The sequence below is a fragment of the Limnospira indica PCC 8005 genome, from assembly GCF_000973065.1.
In the GTDB taxonomy this organism is placed as follows: domain Bacteria; phylum Cyanobacteriota; class Cyanobacteriia; order Cyanobacteriales; family Microcoleaceae; genus Limnospira; species Limnospira fusiformis.
This window is the reverse complement of sequence record NZ_FO818640.1, coordinates 2,130,323-2,156,628: the sequence shown is the minus strand read 5'-3', so window position 1 is coordinate 2,156,628 and position 26,306 is coordinate 2,130,323. Positions and strand designations below refer to the sequence as shown.

The window sequence follows — 26,306 nt, the reverse complement described above, 5'->3', positions numbered from 1 at the left end:
CCTAAGACTCCCAACTGGAAACGCGATCGCCAGACGAAAAGGAATATAGCTTATGTCCGGTAAAACTAATTAAGGCTACACAGGCGGCGCTTACGAGTCTAGCAGGGGTAGGAGACCATCCCAATTCATTAATCAACAATTGTAATAACCCCAAATTCGCCAATAAGCTATTTAAGGCGACTGTCGCAAATACCCCATATTGCATCAACCAATTACGCCAGTAAATACCAAACACAAACCGACGACTTAACCAGAAATTGGTACTTAATCCCAAAAAGTAACTAATTCCCAAGGCGTAAACATACCAAACTCCCGCCTGGGTAAGAAGAGAAAACACCAAAACATCTACAACTGTCGCACTTCCCCCGGTGAGTAAATAACCGCCAAACTGTCGCAAAGTAGCGATCGTCTGACGACGGCGAGATTTTCGGGAAACCGCCGCCACTGTGGTGGGGGTGTCGGCTTCGGCTTCCTCGACATATTCACTATCACTATTGACATTCCAGAGGTTATGTTTTCCGGGGGTCATGACATTTTCCGCCGCCAAAATTCCCATCAAGAGGCTATGGTCTTGATTGTTATACTTAAATGCACCATATCGACCGACCAACTGCAAATTCTGGAAGCCTTTAAAATACTCCTCAATGGTTGCTAAAGAGGCTTTATAATTTCCGGCATATATCGGATAAGTCCGAGGTAAACGCACAACAAACCCCCCAGAAACCTGCTGCTTTTGGAGTAATCCAATTTTAATCAGGTCGGCTTGCGCCATTTGTCGCAGGTCTTCCTCTGGACAATTCCATAACTGATCATCAAAGTTACACCAATACTCACAACAGAGGGGAGTTTGATGATTATTGGGTAACATTTCCGGCGACCAATTGGCAAAATTTGTCACCCTTCCTAATTTCACCCTGGGGTCATTAATATATAGCCAGTTATCGGGGAATAAATGACCATCATCAATAATTAAATAGACTAAAATGGTATTCCGAAATTTAAGCGATCGCGCTGATTCTATCACTGGCTGAGGCGGTGCTGTTTTCAACTCTTCCACCAATAAAGTTAACGGAATAGAAGAAATCACCCCCCCACAGGGAAAAGTTTGCACTTCTTTAGTCTCACGGTTGCGGACAGTCACATGGGTAGCCTCACCATCATTATGATGTACCTCAATCACTTCGGTATTCAGTAATAAAGGCTGCTGATGCTGATTTAAATAATCAGCTATTTTATCATAAAGTTGACCAGAACCCAACCGAGGAAATTGGAATTGGTCAATCAAGGTTTTGACTTTACCATCATTTCCCAATAAGGCATTAACCACCGCTTTATATAAGGACAAACCCTTAATTCTTTGTGCCGCCCAGTCGGCGCTAATTTCTGTACAAGGAATTCCCCAAAGTTTCTCGGTGTAACTTTCAAAGAAAATCTCAAACAGCCGTCTCCCAAATTTACCAATCACCCACTCGGAAAAATTATCGGGCTGGGGTTTAGGAAATAAACGCACTTTCACATAAGACGAAAGTATTTTAACTGTCTCTAATAACCCCAACGCGGAAAGCACCTGTTTGGCTTGGAGAGGATAACTAAAGTATTTTCCCCCGTAATAAATGCGGGTAAGTCGATTAACTGTTACCTGGTCTTTTCCTAATACTTGATTCCATAGTTTCACCACAGGCGATAATTTGGTGAAAAATCGATGGGGTCCGAAATCGAGAATAAACCCTTCATACTCGATACTTTTCGCTAGTCCCCCCACCCGCTTATCTCTTTCTACTACTACTACAGGAATTCCCTGACTGGTGAGAGTATAAGCCGCAGCTAACCCCGCTGGACCTGCACCTAAAATGTAAATCGGTTTCATCACACCACACTCAAATTATCGACTAGGGCAAATTGTACTCATCATACACTATCATCCATAATAACCCGATTTTTCTATTCAAAAGGGGTTGACATTATCCTCTATTTTCTGATATTATAGGTTATATATAACATAATTGTAATATTTATATATATTTTTTTGGAAGACAGATTACCATTATAATAAAAGTATATCCGATTTTCCCCCAAATTGTCAACCCCCCTTCCCCAAAAAGCCGGGCGGCGATAAGTTTTGCTAATTTAAAATTTGCAAATAGTTTTAATATTTAAAAGATTGTAAATATTTATGACATTTTTATTGCTAGTGATTATCAAATAGTTGACGACAGAATGGGGGTTGTGGTAGATTTATGTAAATAAAAATCCACTGGGGTTTATGTCAGCACCCCCGGCTGAAGCACGGGGGCTTCCTGCCCCCCGCTTTCAGGTAGCTGACCAGTTTAAGCCTTAACTGGCTACGTTCAGAGCAAGAGTTAAAGTTCCTACCCTGGAATGCGTGCTAGTTCCAGGCACTAGAACCAAATCGTTAAACAGTCCTAAGGGGTTAAGACAGTGCGATTTGGAAAGTACCGACTCTGAACATTAGCGAAGCAAACATTACCCCGCAAGGGAGTCGGAGCCAACCATAGCTCCATGGAGGGGCAACCATACCCCTCCACCCCGCAAGGGGGTGCTGGCGGCGGTCAGCCGCTTGAGTCGGTTTTCCTCTCCGCGATAAATCACGGAGCTTCCAACCCTCCCAGGAGTTTTACGTGAACTAAGCAAAATATAGCCCCAAAAGACGATTATATGGTGAGCTTTAGACGATCGCAGTAGGAATTTCAAGTTTAGCGATGCACGAGTTTTGGGGAAATTCGGAGCGATCGAAAATCGGCGACTTGACAAAAACAGTGATTTATGGTATGTGCTGTCAAACTGAGTAAAATCAAGATGGTGGAATTTCCAAAGCGATCGCGCCTAATAAGCCCTTGCGAAAATCATTAAGTAGTTGTCGTGCGGTGCGTTCCAAATCTCCTTGAAAGCGTTGATCAGCCAAGGCTTGTAGATAAGACTCTCCATTTTCCGAAGCGATCGCCAGAGAATAGCGATCGGTCAGTTTATGGTGAATTTGGAGATCTTGAAACAAATCGACCATACCCGCGGCCACCCGTTGGTTATCATAACCCGCCTCACCAATATCCTCACAAATCGCCAACTTGAGAGCATCCTGTTGATTTTCAATACGGCTAGGAATGACCCCTGGCGCATCCAACAATTCAATTTGCTTAGAAATCCTGACCCACTGTAACTTTCGAGTCACCCCAGCCCGTCGAGCGCTTTCTACCACTCGCCGCCCCAAAAGTCGATTAATCAAAGCCGACTTACCGACATTGGGAAATCCAATCACCACAGCCCGGACAGGTCGGGGCAACATTCCCCGTTGCTGACGTTTTTGATTCAACTGTTCCCCAGCCTGTTTAGTAGCGCGTACTACTGCATCGACCCCATCTCCCTGTTGAGCATTGGTAAAATAGGGGATTTCCTGGTGTTCCTCAAACCACTGTTGCCATTGTTGTTGTATATGGGGAGGAATCATATCTTGGCGATTAATAATCAATAATCGTGGCTTTTGGGATACCCATTGAGATACTTTAGGATGGTGAGTAGCCAAGGGAATACGAGCATCGCGAACTTCCAGGACAACATCAACTCGTTTAAGTTGTTCTGTGAGGGTGCGTTCAGCTTTAGCAATATGACCGGGATACCATTGAATTGTCATAATCTGGGAAAATAGTTAATAGTGGATTAATAGTTAAGTGAAATGTTCAAGTTTGATTTTGTCCCTGATACATATATTGAGGTAATCGCATGGTGAAGGTTGACCCTTTGTTTAACTCACTTTCCACCCAGAGGTCACCACCCATCATCTGACATAATTTATGGGTGATAGAAAGTCCTAAACCAGTCCCCCCATATTTACGGGTTGTACTTTCATCAGCTTGGGTAAAGGGGCTAAAAACCGTGGCGATTTGTCGCTCATTCATACCAATTCCGTGATCCTGAACTTGAAAAAAGATAAAGGGAATTTCTGAGAGTTCTTCTTCGGGAGATTCTAGGGAGTGATAAACGGGTAAATCCGGTAAATCTGTGGCGGGAATTAACTGTTTCCATACTCGTAAAGTCACCTGTCCTTGTTCGGTAAATTTACAGGCATTACTTAACAGATTAAGCAGTGACTGTCTCACCTTGGTTAAATCAGTATACATCAAGTCAAGACCGGGCGCAACCTCTAGGGTAAATTGATTATGATTTTTGTCTGCCAAGGGTGCTATAGTAGTTTCCACTTCCCAAAGCAAGGTATTAATTTGACATTTTTCCAAGTGAAAATTCATGCGGCCAGCTTCAATCTTAGAAAAATCGAGAATATCACTAATTAAGGTGAGGAGATGTTGACCAGCCACGTGGATATTTTTCAAGTCTGCCACCCAATCATCCTGTCCGAGGTCTTCAGCGTCTTCTTGTAGTAATTCACTGTAGCCAAGAATAGCATTTAAGGGAGTGCGAAGTTCATGACTCATGTTAGCTAAAAATAGGCTTTTAGCTTGGTTAGCCTGTTCAGCAGCTTCTTTAGCTCTACGGAGTTCCTCAGCCTGCTTATGTTCAGTGATATCACTAGCCAGAATAAGCAAACAGGGAGTATTTTCTAATTGGATAGGTTCAATGGCGATTAACCAATCTCGAATTGCTCCTGATTTATGGCGAACTTGAACGGTTAAATTACTGAGGCGATCGCCATTAGTAATCCTTTGTAAAATGGGGTTAATCTGTTCAGCATCCCACATTTCCAAATCCTCAAAAGTGCGGTCAATGACCTGTTCTCGACTCCACCCCAATTGCTGAAGAAAACTATCATTGACATCCACAAATCGGCCTTCTTCAACAGTAGTAATACTAATACCAATGGGACTAGCCTTAAACACCCGCGAAAACCTTTCCTCACTAGCTCTTAAAGCAATTTCGGCTCGTTTGCGTTCCGTGATATCCTGAACAGTGCTAGTAATATGGGTAGGAGTAACGATCGCCTGTTCAACCACAAATCGTTCTTGACCGTCAGGGCGTGCAATCCGATAATCTATAGAATAGGGAATTTGCTCTGAGATAGCTTGAGAAATAGCATTTTCCACCCGTGGGCGATCCTGATGATGGATATATTGCATCAAGCTATCAATGCTGGGAGTCACTTGCTGAGGATTAACGCCAAAAATGCGGTACAACTGATCAGACCAAGTACAGGTTAGTTGTGGGATATCTAATTCCCAGTGTCCTAACTTAGCAATACGTTGAGCGGTAGCTAAACTAGCTTCCCCCGAACGTAGAGAGGCTTCTACAGTTTGTCGTTCTTCCACCGCACCCGCCAAAAATAAACCGGTGACAGTCATCACCAAAATAAAGGCTTGTAGAGAAAAGACTTGGGGATTTTCGTTAAGGTTGTTCATAAAAGGACCACTACCCCGTAGGACACCCCAGACGGCAAATGTTGCCGTTAATAAGTGAGCGATCGCAGTTCCTCGCTGACCAAAACGCAGGGAAGCCCAGACTAATAGTGGAAATGGCAGGTACTCTAGGGGGTAGTGAATAGTGAGAACCCGGGTTCTGGAACAGAATACAAACCAATTCAAAGCCGAAAATAGTAGGAACCAGATGGTTATTTCCAGATAGCTGAATAATTTAGGCAGCCATAGCTGTTGCTTGGGGTTTTTGAGAATTTCCCAGCTTTCTGGTAATAGCCAACTCCAATAATTGCCAGTTGACTCCTGCAAGTCTCTGGTCTGTTGATATTTAATCCGAAATCGATGAGCCCAAGTCAGAAGTACCGGGGCTAATAGCAGAACGCCAATGGTATCTCCCAGCCACCATGTTACCCAAATATCGATTAATGTATCGGGTTTAATTTCTCCAGCGATTAATAATGCGATCGGAGTAATAGTAGAATTAATCAGACTCGAGAGGGCTCCAGCTAGAATAGCTAGTCCCAGTACATCCTTGAGGCGGGCTAAAGCCGGAGAGAAACCGATCCTTTTTAACATCCACCAACCCGCGCCAGCTTCTAGGAGGGTTCCCAGAGTCCTAATGAATCCCAGATAACCGTAGTGACCCGTCAGCCAATAGTTAGAAAACAAAGCACCGAGAACAATTCCCGGCCAACATTTACCCCCCCACCAGATTAAAACCACTAAAGACCATCCCGCCGCTGGCCATAATATGGCTTCCATGGCATTGAGCATTAAAGTCTCAATGGTGATCCAGATTAGCCCCAGATAGACCAGAAGCGCAACCATATTGATAGTTAGGTAGCGTCCCAGTTTAGATCTGAGGATGTTATGGAACTGAAGCATTTTGCTGCCCTCCGTTGCTTCTCCCCCACACTCAAAGAAATTATCCTCAGTATTAAGCTACCCGGCGCTAAGTCTTGCGACTTCCTTGGGGTACTTCCTCAAACTTCCTAGAATCTGAAGACAAGTTGCACAAACTCACCACCGCTGTCTCTGGCTTCCTACTTTTGAGTTCATCCACCGAGTAAGCGAACCAAGCTAGACCATTAGACACCCACTTCCCACCTCGTCGAAGTAATGGGATATTTTATAGTTTGATACTTCCGCCGTTAATTGCTAGAGCCATCTAACGGGGGATTCTTGCTTATTTCAACTTTACTATAGCACTCAATTACTGATTCATTTAAGCTGAACATTCCCGAACATTGATTGACCATGATCGGACTCTTGAAACTCCCGCGACTACCGACTCCACAAGCATTTTCAACGCGGTGGGTCAGTTCTAAATAGGTGTGTTGGGGTAAGCGATCGCACTTACAGACTTACCCCAAAATCCTTTTACCAACGGCAATTAGGCATCATCTAAAGCCACAATACCGGGAAGTTGCTTCCCTTCGAGGAGTTCCAGACTAGCCCCACCACCTGTAGAAATGTGGCTCATCTTTTCACCCAAATTCAATTGTTCCACAGCCGCCACCGAGTCGCCGCCACCGATAATTGTAGTAGTACCGGTGCTGGTTAGTTCTGCCAAAGTTTGAGCGATCGCCCGAGTACCCGCCGCAAACTTCTCAAACTCAAACACTCCCATAGGACCATTCCAGAGGACAGTTTTGCAGTCTCCCAAGGCTTCTTGGAAAACCTTAACCGAATCAGGGCCAATATCCAATCCCATCCAACCATCAGGAATTGCTTCAACGCTAACAGTTTGAGAATCAGCATCAGCCGCAAACTTATCAGCCAAAACCACATCTGTAGGTAACAACATAGTTACCCCTTTTTCTTTCGCCTTCGCTTCCAGGGACTTAGCCAACTCCAGCTTATCTTCTTCCACCAGGGAATTACCCACACTCAGCCCCCTGGCTTTGTAGAATGTGAAAATCATGCCGCCACCCAGCAACAACTTGTCGCATTTGTCAAGTAACGCTTCAATGACACCAATTTTGCTAGATACCTTAGAACCACCAATAATCGCTGCTAGGGGACGTTGAGGGCTTTCAATCGCCCCTTGGAGGAACTGCAATTCCTTCTCAATCAAATAACCCGCCACACAGGGACTCAGATATTTAGTCACCCCTTCAGTGGAAGCATGGGCGCGGTGTGCAGTACCAAAAGCATCATTTACATACAGATCCGCTACCGAAGCCAACTGCTTGGCAAATTCCGGATCATTTTTCTCTTCGGCTGCATGGAAGCGAACATTTTCCAGTAACAGCACATCGCCATCACTCATGGCCCCCACTGCTACGGCGACTTCCTCTCCAATGCAATCGTCACATTTCTTAACGGTTTTGCCCAAAAGTTCCGACAAACGCGCCGCCACAGGAGTTAAGCGCATTGATTCAACTACTTGACCTTGGGGACGGCCAAAGTGGCTGCTCAGAATCACTTTAGCCCCTTTAGAGGTCAGATCTTGAATGGTAGGCAGAGCCGCCCGAATCCTGGTATCATCACTAATAGAGCCATTATCAAGGGGTACGTTAAAGTCAGCACGCACCAGCACTTTCTTACCGGATAGTTCTGATGCTGACAGATTTGCTACAGTTTTTTTAGCCACAGGATTAACCTCGTTGATCGTTTATTCTGGTTTAATCGAAATTAAATGGGAACGGTGAGGGTTATTGGTTAAATGGCCCCTAGGTTGTTACCAACCCGCTGGCCTACCAGCCATCAAATCGTTCACTGTAAACATTCTACCTAAGTCCGCGTCTTGGAGATGCGAGATATGTTTAAGACCGTTTTATTTGCTATAGATCAAAGTCGGGAAGCCCGCGAGGCGGCTGAAAGGGTCATTAATATTGTCCAAACCTATCAGTCTAACCTCTATCTTCTCGCTGTTGTTGAACCAAAAGAACCAGACGGGGAACCTCCCCATTCTGAACCGATGACTTCCCCTGATACGGTGAGCCAACTTTTACAGGAGGCTCATGGTATCTTCTCTAAGCTAGGGATTGATGCCAAACTCATTGAACGTGAAGGTAAACCTGCTTTTACTATCTGTGATGTGGCTGATGAGATTGATGCTGATCTGATTGTGATGGGTAGTCGCGGCACTGGACTTACAGAAGAAGGTGTTGCTGACAGTATCACTAACCGTGTGATTAATCTCTCTCCCTGTCCTGTCTTAGTTGTTCCTTAACTGATTCCCCCCCGTTGACCTATAACCTATAACCTACCTTTGACGGGGGGTTCTCCATTTCTACTAAGTTGATTTTTTAGTCAATTTTTAAAAAATGTCCCCCCAGAACAACCGAGGGGGTTGACAAGTTCCGGGAATTGATGGTATTATATTGACATATTGCTAAATAATGGAAATATATCCACAAATTTCAAAAATGCGTATATTCCCATTATTTAAAATAATATCATGAGCCGGGCAAAAAAGCTACACCCTCACCAATGAGGTCGATTTTTGTAACAATTCTTAACTGTTCGTTACAAAAGTTAACATAAGGGAGTTTGATGGTGGATTATTGATTGTCGGTGATTCTTTCCAATTCTTGAATATAGAAATCACCAATATCTAAACCGGGGAGTCCTTCGACAGTAATTTGTTCATAATTAACCTGACCCCGGATTAACATTTGTTCACCGACAGAAGGTAGAGGTTGGGTAGTAAAAACCCAGATAGTGGCGGTGGAGTCTTGAAGCTGATACGCACCAGCGCCGACAAAGGGAGCCAGGTTAGCGACAGTCCCCTCTATGTAGATTTTAGACCCAACTTTGCGCTGTTGTGCGATCGCCTCAATTTTAGTAGTTTGGCGAGTAAATTGAGTGGTAGACTCAATAATTTGGCGACAGCCAATCATCCCTGGTGTTAGGGATAGTAGAATCAAGAGAATATGGAAGCGGTTAGCAAAGCGTGGGGGTAGGACAATGGCGAATGTAGTCATTTTGTATAAAAAGGGGACAAATTTCTGGGAAGATATACTGGCTTGGAATTGTTGGATATATTGTGATGGCTAATTTATTAGACGGTAAGACAACAGCCCAAAAAATTCAATCGCAATTGAGGGAAAAAATTAAAACCCTAGAACCGCAAAGGGGACGACCTCCAGGTTTAGCAGTGTTAATGGTAGGAGATAACCCCGCCAGCGCCGTTTATGTCCGCAACAAAGAGAAATCCTGTGAACGGGTAGGAATAGCATCGTTTGGTCAACATTTCCCGGCTGATACAAGCCAGGAAGAACTTAAAGAGGCGATCGCCAATTTAAACGAAGATGATCGGGTTGATGGTATTCTAGTACAACTGCCGTTACCAGAACACCTAGACGCTGTGAGTTTGCTGTATGAGATAGCGCCGCACAAAGACGCAGACGGGTTGCACCCCATGAACTTAGGGGGATTAGTAAGAGGGGAAAAGGGGTTACGCAGTTGTACTCCAGCGGGGGTAATGCGTCTATTAGAAGAATATCAAATCCCATTAGCGGGAAAACGAGCGGTAGTGCTAGGACGGAGTATCTTAGTGGGGAAACCCATGGCTTTGATGTTACTAGAGGCTAATTGTACAGTAACTGTAGCCCACTCTCGGACGGAAAACCTAGAAGCGATCGCATCGGAAGCTGATATTCTGATCGCGGCGGTAGGTCGTCCCGAGATGGTGGGAGCGAATTGTATCAAACCGGGGGCGGTAGTGATTGATGTGGGAATTAACCGCTTAGAAGATGCTAACGGAAAATCGCGGTTAGTAGGAGATGTAGACTTCCAGGCGGCTGAACCCATAGCAGGATATATTACCCCTGTACCGGGTGGTATCGGTCCGATGACTGTGGCTATGCTGTTACAGAATACGGTGGAAAGTTATCAAAAACGCATCTGATCGACTCGATGATGTGATTAACGGGATTCGCGATCGCGCATGGTGTCAAAAGACCCGTACAATAAAAACTGATGTTCACCGATTACTGCCCTACTTGTCCCTATAAACCGCTATCAGACTTTGGCTGGTTGGGCTGTGGGGTTTGCCCCTAATTATGACAGATATCAACACCGACGGTATGGTAGTCACAGAAAACATGGATTTATCCGGGTCAGACAGACCATTTGACCTATCGACTTATCTTAGCCAAAAAAAGGAATTAGTGGAAGCGGCGCTAGATGCTGCTATTGCTGTCACCTACCCCGAAAAAATTTATGAGTCGATGCGCTATTCCCTCATGGCTGGGGGAAAACGGCTGCGACCTATTTTATGTTTAGCTACCTGTGAACTGCTTGGGGGTACAGTGGAAATGGCAATGCCGACAGCCTGCGCCCTAGAGATGATTCATACGATGTCTTTAATTCACGATGATCTACCAGCAATGGATAATGATGATTATCGGCGTGGGAAATTGACTAACCACAAGGTCTATGGCGAGGATATTGCTATTTTAGCGGGAGATGGATTGCTAAGTTATGCTTTTGAGTTCGTGGCTACCCAAACTCAAGGTGTACCCCCGGAAAGAGTCCTACAGGTAATCGGTCGCCTGGGTCGTGCGGTGGGGGCGACTGGATTGGTGGGCGGTCAGGTGGTAGATTTAGCATCGGAGGGTTTATCAGATATATCTGAGGAAACTCTAACTTTTATCCATACCCACAAAACTGGGGCTTTATTAGAAGCCTGTGTGGTCTGTGGTGCGATTTTGGCGGGTGCTAATGAAACTGACCTGGAGAGACTCTCTCGCTATGCTAAAAATATTGGCTTGGCGTTTCAAATTGTCGATGATATTCTCGATATTACCGTACCCTCGTCGGAGTTGGGTAAAACCGCAGGCAAGGATCTGGAAGCTCAAAAGGCTACCTATCCTAGTTTATGGGGCTTGGAAAAGTCACGGGCGAAAGCTCAACAACTGGTGGAGGAGGCTAAGGCTGAATTACAGGCTTTTGGAAACGGTGGTTGCGCTCTGGCGGCGATCGCTGATTTTATTACCTATCGCAGTCACTAACTTTTAAAGCGAGGTGTTCAACCCCATGCAAGAATTTGGTCACATATTGGACAACCGGGTGCTGTTAGTGGCACTGTTTGCTTGTCTGTTCGCCCAAGCGTCTAAACTGGCGATCGAATTGATACAGCATGGAAAAATTAATCTGCGGGTTCTGGTGACTACTGGGGGAATGCCTAGTTCTCACTCAGCCTTTGTGGGTGCTTTAGCCGCCAGTGTTGGTCAGGTGATCGGGTGGGGTAGCCCGGAGTTTGCGATCGCTGTGGTATTTGCTATTATTGTTATGTATGATGCGGCGGGTGTCCGACAAGCAGCAGGGAAACAGGCTCGCATTCTTAATCAGATTATGGACGAGTTATTCCAAGAGCATCCCCAATTTAATGAGGACCGCCTCAAGGAATTACTCGGACATACCCCCTTTCAGGTGATTGTGGGCTTGAGTTTGGGAATAGCGATCGCAGCTTTAGCAGAACTTACCTATTAGCTACGATATTGGGAATTTAATCGCCAGTAGCTAGGTTAGGTCGCTCAATTTTCACCCGACTGCTATCAACCATGAGCGACCAAAATCCCTGATCATTGAGACGGCGGAAAACTTCCATGGCACTATTCGGCTCGGCGGTATGTTCTACCAGTAAATAGAAGCGCCGATTATAGGAAACTATGGGAATTCTTCTCCCCATAGTTGCCTCAAGTCTAGCCGCAATTTCTGGCTGGTTGAAATAGTCTACCATGACGGCATAACCCATGCCTAGGGGTTGACCACCCAAATCACTGCTAGGACCAGAAGGACCGACAGGGGGACGTGGTTCGGGTCTAGGAGTTACTGCTGCATCAGATTTAACCACATGGGTGGATAAACCGGCTGTTTCCTTGAAATAAGCCGCCCAGTCTTCGGCAATTAGCACATCATCAAAACCGCCAACTCTGGTGACAATATCATTGAGATAGCGACACACCTGGCTTTCTATGTTGCTAGGTAGGACTTGACGCGCTAGTGCTTGTGTCTCGGGGGTGTTGCTGGTGATTAACAGCAAATACTCACCGGGTCGAGGGGGAACACAGGAGGCTTGACCAAAGCTGGGTTTAGCACTGAAACCTATGGTAAGCAGAACCACCCCTACAGAACTAATCCTAGTTAACCATCGCCTCAACCTAAGTTTAACCATAGCTATAACAACTTTTGCGATCGATTTTGCAGCTATTGTACCCGAATTGAGATTTTCTGAGCGTAGGGGCGGTTTCTTTAGACAATCCTGATTTCAACCACATGATCTGAGAACCCGCCCCTATAGCCTGAAATAGTAGTATATTGAGCGACCACAGGTAATCAGGATTTTTAGCCAGCAGTAGCCAGAGACGCGATCGCATCAGGGATAGTAGCTGAAGGCGCTTCAAATTGTCCGGTAATCACGTGCTCAAGTCGCAATTTCAGCCAAGTAATAAACTGAGGGTTAGTAGAAACCAACGCCGCCGCTGGTTTAGGACATTTAGCTTTCACTTCGGCCATTTCGGGCGCTTCCAAAAATCCTGGCTCAATTACTAACCAAAAATCGATCTCCTTTTCCTGTTCTTGATAATTGCGCCGACGTTCCTTGAGCACTTCCTCAATAGGTTCCTCGATCACAAAGTCTTTACTAGCTAGGAGATAATAATAAGTTGCCATTTGTTTGTCACCTACAATTAACTAAAGAACAACTGGGCTGACTGTAACTTTCCCGTTAACCCAGGATAGCCTGTTTCATTTCCCGCACGGCTTTATCTAAACCGACAAGAACTGCCCGACTTATTATTGTATGACCAATGTTGAGTTCTTCCATACCTTCTAAGCGGGCTACAGGTTGCACATTCCAATAAGTCAAGCCGTGACCCGCATTAACTCGCAGTCCGGCTTCTAGGGCTAATTTACATCCTTGGGCTAAAATCTCGAGTTCCTTTTGCTGTTGGACTCCCTTGGCTTCGCAGTAACAACCTGTATGTAGTTCGATGAATTGGGCTTTAACTGTGGCTGAGGCTTCGATTTGGGCGGGGTTAGGATCGATAAATAAACTTACGGGGATTCCTGCATTTTGCAGGGTGCTGACTACTTCTGACATCCGCTGTAGTTGACCCAGGATATCTAATCCTCCTTCGGTGGTGACTTCTTCCCGGCGTTCGGGTACTAAGGTTATGTAGTCGGGTTTAATATCTAGGGCGATCGCTACCATTTCATCTGTGGCGGCCATTTCCAGGTTTAGGTGAGTTCTCACGGTTTCCCGTAACAGTCGCACATCTCTATCTTGGATATGACGGCGATCTTCGCGCAAATGTACTGTAATCCCGTCTGCTCCCGCTAGTTCTGCGATCGCCGCCGCTGCTACTGGATCCGGTTCCACTGTCCGCCGGGCTTGTCTAATTGTGGCAATGTGGTCAATATTTACACCGAGAGTGGGCATAGTTCTTTTGATCAAATCTTAGACCACAACAGTTTGACATATTCATGGGAACTCTGAAAAGTTAATTATTACAGGCCTTTCAAGAAAAGACCAACAGGGTATTGACAAAATCGATATTATATGTATATGAGTGTGATATAGAAATATTGTGGTAACATTACAGCTTGTTCACCAGTCGCTTAATACATTGCCCTCACCCTAAATCCCTCTGCCAGAGAGGGAGAGGGACTTTGAAAGGTGATCAGATGATTTCTGAACAGGCTGTAAGGTGCGTATCTGTGGGTAAATAATGCCGAATGGGGCTTAGTATAGATTATTAATAGGGAGTGGGTCATCAATATTGTGAATCTGGGGAACTTTAGGAAACTGCATAGCACGATGGCTCCGATTGTGATGCTACCACTATTTGTGACGGTATTTACGGGGGTAGCTTACCGATTGGGGAAAAGTTGGTTTGGTTTATCAAGGGACCAGGTACATTTTTTAATGGTGATTCATGAAGGGGAATATTTAGGGCAAACCTTAGAACCTGTGTATGTGCTATTAAATGGCTTAGGTTTACTGTGGATGCTGATCACGGGGTTAACAATGGTGTTTCAAAATATGAAGCGATCGCGATGGTTTAGGAATCTGCAAGCCAAAAAACAGGCTTCATCCCAATCGCCAGAATAAATGGGTTATTTCCGTTTGGGGACTAAAAAACCTTCAACTTTCCTCAATATCTGTTAGGCGATCGCATGAGCTAGAATAATTTAAGCCGGAAATGGCGATCGCCCATTTCCAGGGGACAACCTTCTAGGGGGGGTAAACCTTGACCATGACACCAAGTGAGTTGAACCACTGTTATAGGGTCCTTGAATTGCAACCCGGTGCATCCCTGGAGGTTGTAGATAGGGCTTATAAAGATTTAGCATTTATCTGGCATCCCGATCGCATTCCAGAAGATAACCAACGGCTGCGACAGTTAGCAGAAGATAAACTCAAGGAAATTAACCAGGCGCGCGATAAGTTGCGATCGCTGTTGAGGTCTAATAAAACGAAACCATCGAAACCGACCCCCAGACCTGAGTATGCTGGGGCTAAACGTCAGACCCAGACCAGCCACAACACCAACTCATATTATACTTACCGCGCGGCCACTCCACCCCACCGTCCCCCCAAACAGGAGTATCAGTCACCACCAGCTTATCAGCGTCCATCCTATTCTGATTTGACTAACGCTGATTTTCGGGGGGCGAACCTGAAGGAAAGAGATTTGTCGGGACGGAATTTGAGTGGGGCAGATCTGAGTTATGCTGATATGACGGATTGTTTTTTACATAGAGTTAACTTGAGTGGGGCTTGTTTGCATCGGGCTAATTTATTCCGGGCTAATTTTTTGCAGGCCAATCTGAGTTACGCTAATCTTCAGGAGGCTAACCTAATTGGTGCGGATTTAAGTGGTGCGGATTTGCGGGGGGCTAATTTAATCGGGGCGAAAGTGGGATATAGCGATCGCTTAATGGTGAAACTAACCGGGGCCAATTTGGCTGGGGCAATTTTACCAGATGGCACTATTCACCCGGGTTAAAACTGATAGCTGCGATCGCTTACCCACAAACGTAGTGGAATTGCATTCCCCTGGGAGTCCACTTTGACTTCAACCACAAAAGACTCAGGATCGCGACTTTGAGCGCGGCTAATGTTCTCGTTAACCTCTAAGCGCTTATTTTCCGGCATATAGTAGGTTTCCAGACCGTATTTTAGACCCCAGCCATCACCTGTACCTCGAATGGCGATCTGATTTTCTGGTAAATTATCAGGACGCTGGTTGCTAACTGCTACGGGTTGCCAAGGAAGGGGGCGATCGCCTTCTGGTTGTTCTTGGGGTTTTTCTAGGATCACATAAACTGTATCACCATCTCGGATAGAATTTCTGTGTGACATGGTACCGGAACCGGGAAGATTTCTGAGGGTACTAGGTTGAGAAATTTCATAACTGAGAATTTGATAATAACCCCGCAAGAAATCATAGGGGTCAACGGGGGCTGTTTGTAATACAACAGTTGTTCCAGTAATATATGTGTAAAAAGCCTGAGCCGGAATTGATATTACCAATGCTACCTGACACAATAGGGGAGCCAGAAGTCGCCAATTGGGTAAGCGACGTTGACGGCTATTTACTGAACCCGGAAGGATAACTGAGGGTTTTGCGGATGGGATTTTGTTAGTGTTAACCATACTGTTACCTCACCATGAAAGATGAAATTATGAATTAGGACTTGGAATTAGGGAGAGTCGGACGAGACAAGTTTTTTTCAAACCATAAACCGGCGATAATTACAGCAATTCCACACAGGACTAAAACTAAGGCTTTCAGGAGTAGTTCGGTTTCGTATTCAAACATTCGGCTGATAATTTGGAGGACTAATAGCACCATACCGTACCAAAAAGCACTCCGATTGCCTTTTAACAGTCCTAAGCGAACGGTGAATGCGCCCAACAGAAACATTTGCACATTGAAAATTAAAGTGGCGGTGGTGGGAATTTCCGCTATTGAGATATGCCAAAAAGTGACTATACCAGTGATGATAATCAAGGCACTAATAGCGGTGGTATAGGCATCTACACCCCAATATCTTTGGCTACCATGAGGCTTAATTATCTGGAACCATTGCCAGAGGGATATGACCACAAAAGCCAGGATATTAATTAGCATTACATTGGGATTTTCTGGGTTAGAGCGATAAGTCCAGAAGTCCAAGTTTTTCCAAACCTGAAAAAATGAAAAGAGGAAGCATAAAAATCCTAAGTACAAAATGGCTAAACGGTGAGCGATCGCTTGAAAAGGCTGACCATGGACATAGGGCCATTGACTATCTCGATAGGACCATAACCAAGTGGGGATTAAAATTAAGCTGATCACAACCTCAATTCCGCTTATGGGCTGGAAGGAAATCAATCTTCCCATAATGACTAATAATGGGATAGCGATCGCCAACAGCGCCATGATAAAAACCACACGGGATTGACACCAATAGGCTAGGGGTATAAATAAAATAGCAGATGCGATCGGCATATATTGGAGCAAAATATCAATAGCAGATAAATCCCTGGCTGATAGGGCTATATTGATGCCCTGAAAGTATCCTAAGCCCAACAGAATTATGGCTAAAACCGATAGAGAGCGCAATTTTAAGCTATAAGCCATAATCAGGACACCTAGCCCCCAAACGACATATAATCCGTATGGGGAACCGCCTATATGAAACATCTGGGCCAGCAGTGCTATATTTGCTCCCAAAGACAATGCGCCAGCCATTAGCAGTCCCTGTCCGAGGCGTTGTTTAGATTCTGATGTAGGATGTTGCCACAGGTAAAACCCACCTGTATTAAATCCAATGAGGACGGATAGGAGTAGCAAAACCCGCATATATCGGGGCCATTGTTGCCAGTTAGCTGCCACAAAGGTAATCACACCCAATCCCAAGAGGATGCCACCACCTACCATGAGAATCATGACAAAGCGATTGCTGGCGGCGGTTTCGAGGCTATTAAACTGATAGCGATCGGCTAATTGTTGATAAAGTTCATCATTAACCAAGCCTTCTGCTTTCCATAGTCGAGCTTCCTGTCGCAATTGGCGACGAAACTTTTCTGAAATCATCGATTGAAAGCCTATGTCAGATAGGTTCAGTTTGTCTTGATGTTCAGATTTTGGTAGAATAGTTTATGCCACATTCTCAACTGTCTCTGTTTCAAAAAAGCAGCAAATGAGGGGAGGAGTAGGGAAGCGGAAAAAAGAGTGTAGAGACAAGTGGGGCCTTATCCAAGGTATAACTTGTCTCTAGGGTCAGGGGCTATTTTCGTGTGATTTGTTGCCTGATACATTTACGCGACATTTTTCCGGCTCCGGATAATGCAACGATAGCACCATTACCTATTAAGGTAATGGAGGCGGTATCCCGCAAAGCTTTTAGAAAGATGATCCCAAAGCACTGTTTAGCTTGGTAGTCTTAGACCTGATTTTTCCCTTCACCTAGCTAGCCATGTTGGAAGTCTCGAAGATGAGCCCAAAAATTAGGCTGTGTTATGGGATGGTCAGGGATGCGACCCAATCAACCAAGGGGTTTAAGTCCTCACCGGGTAGTTATTTGGCTCATTTCAGCTCTATTTCATACCCGAAGGTCCCGCACCATACTTGGTATGGTAGCGCATCGCCCTAATTGGTTCAACTAATCTGCGATTAAATTAAGCTCTTTAAGTTTTTTCATTAGTAAAGAGGGGGACGCTGAGACTCGTTAATTTGCAACTGTTCGCGACCATTGCGGATAATCCTTACCATGTCGCTCAGTTCATGCTCAATTTTAGCTAGAACATGATCAGCATACTCATCGGCTCCGGTTTGGATCTCATTACACTCATTTAAGATCCGATTTCGCATAGCATCAAGTTCCTGTTGAGCCTGATAGCGAATTTGTTCAACCTCGGCGAGAGTTTGTTGCTGTAAGGCTTCACACTCTATCTGGACTTGTTGTCTAAGGCGATCGGCTTCTTCGGTCGCTCGTTGGACAATACCAGTTTCATTAAAAAGTTGAGTAGCTCTTTGTTCAGCATTCTGTAGGATAGAGGCTGCATATTCTTCAGCTTCCTGGAGAATTTCATCTTTATGACGAACAATAATATCAGCCTCCTGAAAAGCACTCGGAAGATTTAAGCGGATCAGGTCTAGTTGATCTAGCAACTGTTCCTCGTCCACAAGAGTGCGTCGAGTCAGGGGAATGCGAGGACTGTCAAGAATCATTTCTTCAAGTCGGTTAAGTTCCCGCTGAATATCTATACTAGGCGAAGCGGTAGGAGTCGGTTCGCCGTTAGTGACAAGTCCATTAGGATTAGATTCAATTCTGGGGGTTAATTCCTGGCGTAACATCTATTAATATCTATAGCGACGTGGTTGGGAACAAGATGATCGACTGAACCGCCAAACTTGGCGATCTCCTTAACGACACTGCTTGATAAAAAGCTATATTCGTTGGAGGTTGCCAAGAAAACTGTCTCGATTGTATCAGACAGGGTTTTATTAGTGTGAGCCATTTGCAGTTCCATCTCAAAATCAGACAGGACTCGCAAGCCGCGCAATAGCACTTGTGCCTTTCTCAGTTTGGCATAGTCTACGGTGAGACCCTCAAAACTGGCAACCTCGACATTATCCAAATGGGAGATAGATTGCCGAATTTGAATCAGGCGTTGTTCGACTGTAAACAGGGGAGTCTTGCTAGGGTTGCGTAGGACGGCCACAATCACCCATTCAAATAGATGGGAACCTCGCTCAATTATATCAATATGTCCAAAGGTAACTGGGTCAAAACTGCCTGGATATATAGCAATCACAATAGATTATGGTTATCTTGAAGTCTTACCAGAGATTACCTTAAACTGTTTGATGGTTAAAACAAACTTTTTCCCTTACGGAATTCCCGGGCTACCCCGGAAGAGTCAAGCCCAGCCATACGGAATCGGCGATCTAAATCGGCCGCATCGGGGGAGGACTTTTCGGCTTCTTCCATGGTAATGCGTCCTAGGGTAACTTGTTCAAAAATCGCCTGGTTAATCAGTTGCATTCCTTCATAGGTGTCATTTTCCATGAGGTGAGTTGCACTTTCCTCGTCGCCTTTGAGTAGATAGTCTTTCATGGCTGGGGTATTAACTAGGATATCGTGAACTGCAGCCCTTTTGTTATCGACTGTGGGGATTAATAATTGAGCAATTACGGCGACTAGGGAATCACAGATCTGAATCCTGACGGCTGCCTGTTCGTCTACGTTGTAGAGGTTTAACAGTCGGTTGACTGAGTTAATGGCGTTGTGAGTGTGGACGGTTCCCAAGACTAGGTGCCCGGTTTGGGATGCTTGGAGGGCAGTATTAACTGTGGTGCGATCGCGCATTTCCCCAATTAGAATAACATCTGGGTCTTCCCGCAAAACGGCACGGAGGGCATGATGAAATTCTAGGGTATGTAATCCGACTTCCCTTTGAGAGATTAAGCATTGTCGGGAAGCATGGACAAATTCAATGGGGTCTTCAATGGTGACAATGTGCTTGCGAGCGTTTTCATTGAGATAACGTAACATGGCAGCGAGGGTGGTAGATTTACCTGAACCCGTTGGACCTGTGACTAAAATTAACCCATGGGGATAGCTAATAATGTTTTTGAGAACTTCTGGTAATCTCAATTCATCGATACTAGGAATTTTTAAGTTAATTAGTCGCAGCACCATGGCTCCCCCGGTCAGAGATTCAAAGCAATTAACCCGACATCGGACTATACCAGGATAAAAAATGGCGGTGTCGAGTTCTTTCATTTCGGCAAATTGTTGCCTTTGGTGTGGGGCGAGAATCTCACTGAGATACTGCTCAAATATTTCTGGGGTGACTTTTACTTGGTCTTTAATTCTAACCATTTCCCCCTGTATCCTATATCGGGTAGTATGTCCGACTCGAATATGAATATCGGAGGCTTTTTTAACAAAGGCATCCTTAACCATATCTTTAATGGAGTTACTGGGGGAAACATTGGTCGATTGTCGTTGTCTCGCGCGCACCGGAACTGTGGGCTTGGGGGGGAGATTTTCGGGAGATGGTGACTGAGTTGAATGAGCCATGAGGTGAGTGTCCCTTAGCTGATATCTGTTGCTAATTGTGGCACAGGGTTAACCGCAGTTGCAGTTGAGAACAGAGGGAAATTGATTTTCTGGTGGGGTTATGGCTCGTCGGTGCGATCGCCCCTGGGAATCCCTGGGAATCGAGAATTGACAGTAGAACCTGCCCCTAACATGATTGTTGATTTTTGTTTGAACGGCACAGGGAAATGATAGGATGATCTGAGGTATCCTAACCTAACATTTGCTCAAGTTTCGATTTTTTATGATTGTGAGTCAACCAGCCCTAGAGACTTCTGCGGGAGTTTCTTTACAAAATTTTCCGAGACTGCGCCGGGGGGTTACTGATATTTTCCCGGAATTGCCTAATTCTGAAAACCCAGAGGAAAATTTGGGTCAGCGGTTGGCTCTCAGTACCCGCCCTCTTAGGATTAAGTTAGGTATCGACCCGACTGGCTCGGATATTCACCTAGGACATAGTATCATTTTTCGGAAGTTGCGGGCTTTCCAGGACGCAGGACATACGGCGGTTCTCATTATTGGCGATTTTACTGCCCGCATTGGTGATCCTACTGGCAAATCGGAGGTTCGTCGTCAGCTAACTCCTGAGCAAGTAGAACAAAATGCCCAAACTTATCTCGAACAACTGCGCCCGATTTTAGATTTTGATACCCCGGGACGTTTGGAAATTCGTCGTAACTCGGAATGGTTATCTAAGTTGGATCTGGCTAAAACTTTGGATTTGCTGTCGCGGATGACGGTGGGACAAATGTTGGCTAAGGAAGGGTTTTCGCTGAGGTTTGAACAGGAAAATCCAATATATTTGCATGAGTTTCTCTATCCGTTAATGCAGGGTTATGATTCGGTGGCAGTTGAGGCTGATGTGGAGTTGGGAGGAACGGATCAAAAGTTTAATCTGGCTGTGGGAAGAGATTTACAGCGCTATTTTGGACAAACACCACAGTTCGGTTTACTAATGCCTATTTTGATTGGTACTGATGGGGTGCAGAAAATGTCTAAGTCCCTGGGTAATTATGTGGGACTGTCGGAAGACCCTTTGACTATGTACTCCAAATTGGAGAAGGTTCCTGATGGTTTGATTGCACAATATTTTGAGTTGCTCACTGATTACCCATTGGCAGAATTGCCGGAAAATCCTCGCGATCGCCAAAAGTTACTCGCCTTGGATATAGTCACTCAATACCACGGAGAAGCGGCGGCTTTGGCGGCGCAAAAAGCGGCTGTAAATTTGGTGCAAGGAGATGCAACTAGGGCTGAGGCTGTACCGGAATTTTCTCTGTCAGAGGTGGAGTTTCCGGCTAAGTTATTCTATATTCTTTCGGCTAGTGGACTGTGTAAAAGTGGCAGCGAGGCGAGGCGACAAATTGCGGGAGGTGCTGTGAAAATAGATGGCGATCGCATTGAGGATCCTAATTTAGTTGTGGCTTCTGCTGAAGAACTGAAAGGGCGAGTTTTACAAGTTGGGAAAAAGAAATTTATCCGGCTAGTGTAAATGGGTTGCCTATCATTGATTAACTTGGGGTGTAATCGGGATAATTTATCATCAATAAATTTCCGGTTTTACCCGGCTTATATTGACTGTAAAAATTGGAAAATATACCAACCATGACCATAGATAAAGTTATTGTTCCCCTAGATGTTTCCAGTCAAGCTGATGCGATCGCATTGATTGAAACCCTGCCACAAGTCACATTTTGGAAAGTGGGTTTAGAACTGTTTGTCAGTTGTGGTCCGCAAATTTTAAAACAACTAAAACAGCGCAATAAGCGGATATTTTTGGATCTGAAATTCCATGATATACCCAATACCGTAGCCGGAGCCTGTCGCGCCGCCGCTCGCTATGGTGTAGACTTAATTACTATTCACGCCACCGCTGGAAAAGTCGCCCTAAAAGCTGCTCAGTCGGCGGCGGAAATGGGAGCGAATGAGGCGGGTGTACCCGTACCTAAATTAATCGCCATTAGCCTGTTAACGAGCCTTAACGCCAGGGAATTAGCCTTTGACCTCAAAATTCCCCTGGAACTGCCAGAGTATGCCTTACAGATGGCATTATTAGGGCAAGAGTGCGGTTTAGCGGGGGCGGTGTGTTCGCCGCAGGAAGTGGCACAACTACGGCGGACTTGCGGGGATGATTTTCTGTTGGTGTGTCCTGGGGTGCGTCCGAGTTGGGCATCTAAAGGTGATCAAAAGCGATCGCTCACTCCTTCGGAAGCATTGAAAGCGGGTGCTAATTATTTAGTAATTGGACGACCTATTACTGAAGCGAATAACCCCATGACAGCATTAAAGCTAATTTCGGAAGAGTTAGACGCAGCGGAAAAGATAGTCAAGTAGATGTTTAGTATTGTAGCTAAATTACCATTTTGGTGAGCAAAGGGGCGGCGCTGAGAAGGGTTTGGGTGTAGGGATGCTGAGGATGTTTAAAAATCTGCTCAGTGTTTCCTATTTCCACAATTTTACCAGCGTTCATAACCGCAATGCGATCGCACAAAAATCTAGCCACCCATAAATCGTGGGTAATAAATAAATAGGTAAGATTAAAGTCTCGCTTGAGGTCTAACATTAACTGTAATACTTGAGCCTGAACACTAGCATCAAGCATACTAACAGGCTCATCACAGATTACCAATTTAGGGCGAGTAATTAAAGCACGAGCAATGGCTACCCGTTGCTGTTGTCCTCCTGAGAGTTGTTTGGGATAGCGGTTATAATAGTCCTCTACCGGAGTCAAACCCACGCGATCGAGCATTTCTAATACCCAACGTTTCGCCTGGGGTAGTTTTGCCATTTTATGAATTAATAGGGGGTCAGCAATAGCTCGACCAATGGTCATCATGGGATTTAAACAAGCGTTAGGATCTTGAAATATCATTTGGATATCGCGACGCTGTGAGCGCACTTGTCGCACTGACATAGCCGTTAAATCTTGACCCTCAAATTTCACTGTACCAGCGGTGGCGCGAACTAACTGTAAAATGGTGCGGGAAAGGGTACTTTTACCGCAGCCAGACTCTCCTACCAACCCGAAAATTTCACCAGGAGATAACTCGAAACTCACGCCATCAACGGCTTTGATTAATTGCTTTTGTTTGGTGAATATTTGCTGAATTATGCCGGATTCTAAACTATAATGCTGTTGGAGATTTTCAATTTGGAGAAGTGGTGGTGGTGGGTTAGTCTGTGTCTGTTCTTGGGGAGTATTGGGTTCTGGTGGCTGTTGGGAAGTTCCATGAACGTGGAGAGCAGATTCTAGGAGCGATCGCGTATATTGATGTTGGGGGTATTGTAGAACGGTGCGGCTATCTCCGAGTTCGACAATTTTACCTTGATACATAACCGCAATGCGATCGCAATACTCTCCCACCATGGCTAAATCATGGGAAATTAATAGGATAGCAGTTCCGCGTTCACGACATAGCCGGGTGAGTTCCTGCAAAATTTGCGCTGATACTGTCACATCTAAACTGGTGGTAGGTTCATCAGCTACAATTAACTTTGGGTTTAACAATAGGGCTAATGCGATCGCCACCCGTTGACGCATTCCACCACTAAACTCGTGAGGGTATTGAGACCAGCGTTCCGGTTGAATTTGGACGGCTGCTAAAGTAGCGATCGCCCTTTCTTTCGCCTGAGACCTGGACAATTGTGGCTCATGAGCTTTTAGGGTTTCAATGCAATGTTCCCCAATAGTCATCAGTGGATCAAGGCGGGTCATGGGGTCTTGAAACACTAAGGCGATCGCCTCCCCCCGAAACTGTCGCAATTCCTTCTCGTTAAGGTCAAAAACCGATTTTCCGCCAAATGTGACTCGACCTTGAATAAGACTAGACTCTGGAAGTAGACGCATAGCAGCGCGTCCCAAAGTAGACTTACCACAGCCAGACTCACCGACAAGTCCCAGACGTTCCCCCGGTTTGAGGGTTAGGGAAACATCATCTACGACCCAAGAGGGTGATTTATTCTGACTGGGATAAGCTACTCGCAGGTTTTCGATGTTAAACATTAAATTAAAGTTCCGAAGTTAGTCAGAAGCTGCCACCGTAGGACAAGTTTTATCATATCAACTATCTTGAAACAGATACATTTAACCCGGAAAAATCTAGCAATTGCTGGAAGTTTCTGAGTATGGCACAATCTGGAATGAAGTTATCGCGCCATTGGCGGAGGTATCTCTCAAAGCCAAGGGCAAAATGTTGAAAGCGCCATTGACATCACGCCCAATAGCGTGACTGCAGTCGGGACAAACAAATTGTTTGTTGCCTCTTAGCTTTGTGTGAATGTGGCCACACTTGGAGCAGGTTTTACTGGTGTACTCTTCCGTCACATCCGGGGGCGGGTTTACAAAGCTGATTCTTCTTAGTGGGGGCTGATCGCAGAACCCGCCCCTACACACAGCCATATTTAGCCGCTTGATGCTTCAATGTTTGCTTAAAACGGTAATGAGACCATGTAACCATTTTCCGTGCTGTCTTAGTTGACAGCCGTCGCTTGCCTCGTTTGACCATATTTTTGACCTCAAATGTAGGCAAAAATATGACTTTGTACTTGCTGCATAGATAGTTAGCTGCTTTCTTGTGCAGCTCCGAAACCAGGTCACGAATTTTCACCCGAATCTTTTGTGCAGCTTTTCGCAGACAGTGCCGTAGCCACTTCAATTGGCGTCCCTTGGATAGACCGATTCGAGACATTAACCTATCGAGGTGGGTAGCCAGTCGATAAATACGTCATAGGTCCGACTTGCCAATTTCCCAAATTTCTTGCCCGTAAAACCCAGTTATAAATGTCCTTACCCCTGGGTCAAGGGCGATGCTCTGCGTGCGTGTAAAGTGGTTGGCGCATAGGCGCATCTATGACGTAACAGATAAACCAGCGCCCTCTATCTAGTACCAAGGTGTCGCGAGTGCATCTTGTCGATAATTGGCTCACTTGCCTTGAACCTTAATCCCTGGGTCTGTGTCGGATAAAATGTCCCCTTTTTCCAATTATCTTTTGGAAATCGGGGGCGGGTTTTTAAAGCTGACTTGTGGGAATTATGGCTGACTGCGGAACCCGCCCCTACAACTTTCTTCGCGCACAGACCGGGGGCGGGTTTTTAAAGCTGACTTGTGGGAATTATGGCTGACTGCGGAACCCGCCCCTACAGCATCTCCCCCTGATTTTATTGCCGCTTTGTGCGCCTCATCAGCTTGGAATACCGCCAATTGGCGTGGGTTATATGGGGTAATTGGCGCTACCCCATATGGACTCGTATCCATGACCGTTTGTCCGCAGCTCCTCTTTGCCAATCCTGTTATGGTCGAAAGGGAAGTCACCTTCCCCAACTCCAATTCAAAACCGTGCATGCGAGTTTCTCAGCACACGGCTCCTGATGTGAACACCCTATTGTCAATAGGAACAGGCTACAACCCCTGCTTTGTGACTTCAACTTTGGGAGCTATATACAACACGTAGTCTTTAAACTCGCTCAAGTCATAAGCACTCTTACTTATCGCAGTCTCTATATCCACACCGTGACTAGTGGGCATATCCCAACCATTACCATTGGGCATTGGCTTTCAGTCACATCCTTTCCCCTTATAGGGTTAGGGGTCGAGAGTGAAGTCACCTTCACCCTCTCCCATTCAGAACCGTGCTTGATAGTTTCCCATCACACGGCTCCTGGTGTGGATACCCTATTTGTCAAAGGAGCAGAATCAAGAGACCTGCTTTCTACTTCGATGTTCAGAGCTATATGCACCACGTAGTCTTTAAACTCGTCCTCGCCATTATACTCTTACTGACCGCAGTATCTATATCCCCACCGTGACTTGTGGGCATATCCCAACCATGACAATTGGGCTTTAGCTTCTGGTCACATCCTTCACCCTCTAAGCA

25 protein-coding genes are annotated in these 26,306 nt (G+C 45.4%); 8 read left to right on the top strand and 17 right to left on the bottom strand.

Annotation, left to right across the window (positions count from 1 at the left end; translation table 11 throughout):
• Nucleotide 1: 1 nt before the first annotated feature.
• The 5 genes from XZ46_RS09455 to XZ46_RS09440 all read right to left on the bottom strand — a co-directional run bounded on the left by XZ46_RS09455 (nt 2) and on the right by XZ46_RS09440 (nt 7,974).
• Nucleotides 2–1,867, bottom strand: coding sequence for a GtrA family protein (locus XZ46_RS09455; protein ID WP_008050057.1), 1,866 nt, complete (start codon nt 1,865–1,867; stop codon nt 2–4).
• 617 nt (nt 1,868–2,484) lie between these two features.
• On the bottom strand, nt 2,485–2,673 hold the full coding sequence (locus XZ46_RS36430) for a hypothetical protein (protein ID WP_071533666.1): 189 nt from the start codon (nt 2,671–2,673) through the stop codon (nt 2,485–2,487).
• 139 nt (nt 2,674–2,812) lie between these two features.
• The gene (gene ylqF, locus XZ46_RS09450) at nt 2,813–3,646 is read right to left on the bottom strand and encodes a ribosome biogenesis GTPase YlqF (RefSeq protein WP_006626242.1); all 834 of its coding nucleotides are present in this window, start codon (nt 3,644–3,646) and stop codon (nt 2,813–2,815) included.
• Nucleotides 3,647–3,692: 46 nt separating this feature from the next.
• Entirely contained in the window at nt 3,693–6,263 is a 2,571-nt protein-coding gene (locus XZ46_RS09445) for an MASE1 domain-containing protein (RefSeq protein ID WP_006670070.1), read from the bottom strand.
• Nucleotides 6,264–6,771: 508 nt separating this feature from the next.
• A complete protein-coding gene (locus XZ46_RS09440) occupies nt 6,772–7,974 on the bottom strand; it encodes a phosphoglycerate kinase (protein WP_006626244.1) in 1,203 nt (400 codons plus the stop codon).
• 168 nt (nt 7,975–8,142) lie between these two features.
• On the opposite strand from XZ46_RS09440, the gene XZ46_RS09435 reads away from it, so the two are divergent.
• The gene (locus XZ46_RS09435; RefSeq protein ID WP_006626245.1) at nt 8,143–8,556 is read left to right on the top strand and encodes a universal stress protein; all 414 of its coding nucleotides are present in this window, start codon (nt 8,143–8,145) and stop codon (nt 8,554–8,556) included.
• 331 nt (nt 8,557–8,887) lie between these two features.
• Here the strand turns inward: XZ46_RS09435 and XZ46_RS09430 are convergent, their stop codons facing one another.
• Nucleotides 8,888–9,310, bottom strand: a complete 423-nt coding sequence (locus tag XZ46_RS09430; protein WP_006626246.1) for a hypothetical protein — start codon at nt 9,308–9,310, stop codon at nt 8,888–8,890.
• Nucleotides 9,311–9,375: 65 nt separating this feature from the next.
• Between XZ46_RS09430 and folD the strand changes: the two genes are divergently transcribed.
• From folD to XZ46_RS09415, 3 genes are all read left to right on the top strand, one after another.
• Entirely contained in the window at nt 9,376–10,236 is an 861-nt protein-coding gene (folD, locus tag XZ46_RS09425; protein WP_006626247.1) for a bifunctional methylenetetrahydrofolate dehydrogenase/methenyltetrahydrofolate cyclohydrolase FolD, read from the top strand.
• A 154-nt stretch (nt 10,237–10,390) separates the two neighbouring features.
• Nucleotides 10,391–11,341 (top strand): geranylgeranyl diphosphate synthase CrtE, encoded by a 951-nt coding sequence (crtE, locus tag XZ46_RS09420; protein WP_006626248.1) that lies wholly within the window; start codon nt 10,391–10,393, stop codon nt 11,339–11,341.
• 25 nt (nt 11,342–11,366) lie between these two features.
• Nucleotides 11,367–11,822 (top strand): divergent PAP2 family protein, encoded by a 456-nt coding sequence (locus XZ46_RS09415; protein ID WP_006619999.1) that lies wholly within the window; start codon nt 11,367–11,369, stop codon nt 11,820–11,822.
• Nucleotides 11,823–11,838: 16 nt separating this feature from the next.
• Here the strand turns inward: XZ46_RS09415 and XZ46_RS09410 are convergent, their stop codons facing one another.
• The 3 genes from XZ46_RS09410 to XZ46_RS09400 all read right to left on the bottom strand — a co-directional run bounded on the left by XZ46_RS09410 (nt 11,839) and on the right by XZ46_RS09400 (nt 13,773).
• Nucleotides 11,839–12,507 carry a hypothetical protein gene (locus tag XZ46_RS09410; RefSeq protein WP_008050051.1) on the bottom strand — a complete coding sequence of 223 codons (669 nt, stop codon included), beginning with the start codon at nt 12,505–12,507 and terminating at the stop codon, nt 11,839–11,841.
• 170 nt (nt 12,508–12,677) lie between these two features.
• On the bottom strand, nt 12,678–13,004 hold the full coding sequence (locus XZ46_RS09405; protein WP_006626250.1) for an MgPME-cyclase complex family protein: 327 nt from the start codon (nt 13,002–13,004) through the stop codon (nt 12,678–12,680).
• Between the two features lie 55 nt (nt 13,005–13,059).
• Nucleotides 13,060–13,773, bottom strand: a complete 714-nt coding sequence (locus XZ46_RS09400) for a pyridoxine 5'-phosphate synthase (RefSeq protein WP_006626251.1) — start codon at nt 13,771–13,773, stop codon at nt 13,060–13,062.
• A 378-nt stretch (nt 13,774–14,151) separates the two neighbouring features.
• Between XZ46_RS09400 and XZ46_RS09395 the strand changes: the two genes are divergently transcribed.
• Nucleotides 14,152–14,445, top strand: coding sequence for a hypothetical protein (locus XZ46_RS09395; protein ID WP_006626252.1), 294 nt, complete (start codon nt 14,152–14,154; stop codon nt 14,443–14,445).
• 145 nt (nt 14,446–14,590) lie between these two features.
• A complete protein-coding gene (locus XZ46_RS09390; RefSeq protein ID WP_006670071.1) occupies nt 14,591–15,343 on the top strand; it encodes a pentapeptide repeat-containing protein in 753 nt (250 codons plus the stop codon).
• Here XZ46_RS09390 and XZ46_RS09385 read toward each other — a convergent pair.
• The 5 genes from XZ46_RS09385 to XZ46_RS09365 all read right to left on the bottom strand — a co-directional run bounded on the left by XZ46_RS09385 (nt 15,340) and on the right by XZ46_RS09365 (nt 20,414).
• Entirely contained in the window at nt 15,340–15,993 is a 654-nt protein-coding gene (locus XZ46_RS09385; protein ID WP_006626255.1) for a GDYXXLXY domain-containing protein, read from the bottom strand. The two genes, XZ46_RS09390 and XZ46_RS09385, sit on opposite strands and share 4 nt — an antisense overlap.
• A gap of 34 nt (nt 15,994–16,027) precedes the next feature.
• Nucleotides 16,028–17,419 carry a DUF2157 domain-containing protein gene (locus XZ46_RS09380; RefSeq protein ID WP_006626256.1) on the bottom strand — a complete coding sequence of 464 codons (1,392 nt, stop codon included), beginning with the start codon at nt 17,417–17,419 and terminating at the stop codon, nt 16,028–16,030.
• Between the two features lie 606 nt (nt 17,420–18,025).
• Nucleotides 18,026–18,682 (bottom strand): ATP synthase subunit B family protein, encoded by a 657-nt coding sequence (locus tag XZ46_RS09375; protein ID WP_006626257.1) that lies wholly within the window; start codon nt 18,680–18,682, stop codon nt 18,026–18,028.
• A complete protein-coding gene (coaD, locus tag XZ46_RS09370; RefSeq protein ID WP_006626258.1) occupies nt 18,664–19,143 on the bottom strand; it encodes a pantetheine-phosphate adenylyltransferase in 480 nt (159 codons plus the stop codon). The genes XZ46_RS09375 and coaD overlap by 19 nt, the downstream gene beginning before the upstream one ends.
• A 56-nt stretch (nt 19,144–19,199) precedes the next feature.
• Nucleotides 19,200–20,414: a type IV pilus twitching motility protein PilT gene (locus XZ46_RS09365; protein WP_008050048.1), complete on the bottom strand. Its 1,215-nt coding sequence runs from the start codon at nt 20,412–20,414 to the stop codon at nt 19,200–19,202.
• Between the two features lie 262 nt (nt 20,415–20,676).
• On the opposite strand from XZ46_RS09365, the gene tyrS reads away from it, so the two are divergent.
• Both tyrS and pyrF read left to right on the top strand, forming a co-directional pair.
• Entirely contained in the window at nt 20,677–21,924 is a 1,248-nt protein-coding gene (gene tyrS / locus XZ46_RS09360) for a tyrosine--tRNA ligase (RefSeq protein ID WP_006670075.1), read from the top strand.
• A 113-nt stretch (nt 21,925–22,037) separates the two neighbouring features.
• A complete protein-coding gene (gene pyrF, locus XZ46_RS09355) occupies nt 22,038–22,766 on the top strand; it encodes an orotidine-5'-phosphate decarboxylase (RefSeq protein WP_006626261.1) in 729 nt (242 codons plus the stop codon).
• 16 nt (nt 22,767–22,782) lie between these two features.
• On the opposite strand, the gene XZ46_RS09350 is transcribed toward pyrF, so the two are convergent.
• The 3 genes from XZ46_RS09350 to XZ46_RS09340 all read right to left on the bottom strand — a co-directional run bounded on the left by XZ46_RS09350 (nt 22,783) and on the right by XZ46_RS09340 (nt 25,687).
• A complete protein-coding gene (locus XZ46_RS09350) occupies nt 22,783–24,435 on the bottom strand; it encodes an ABC transporter ATP-binding protein (RefSeq protein ID WP_006626262.1) in 1,653 nt (550 codons plus the stop codon).
• A gap of 96 nt (nt 24,436–24,531) precedes the next feature.
• Entirely contained in the window at nt 24,532–24,831 is a 300-nt protein-coding gene (locus XZ46_RS28895; RefSeq protein ID WP_215905440.1) for a zinc ribbon domain-containing protein, read from the bottom strand.
• A 631-nt stretch (nt 24,832–25,462) separates the two neighbouring features.
• On the bottom strand, nt 25,463–25,687 hold the full coding sequence (locus XZ46_RS09340; RefSeq protein ID WP_035759715.1) for a hypothetical protein: 225 nt from the start codon (nt 25,685–25,687) through the stop codon (nt 25,463–25,465).
• Between the last annotated feature and the right edge of the window lie 619 nt (nt 25,688–26,306).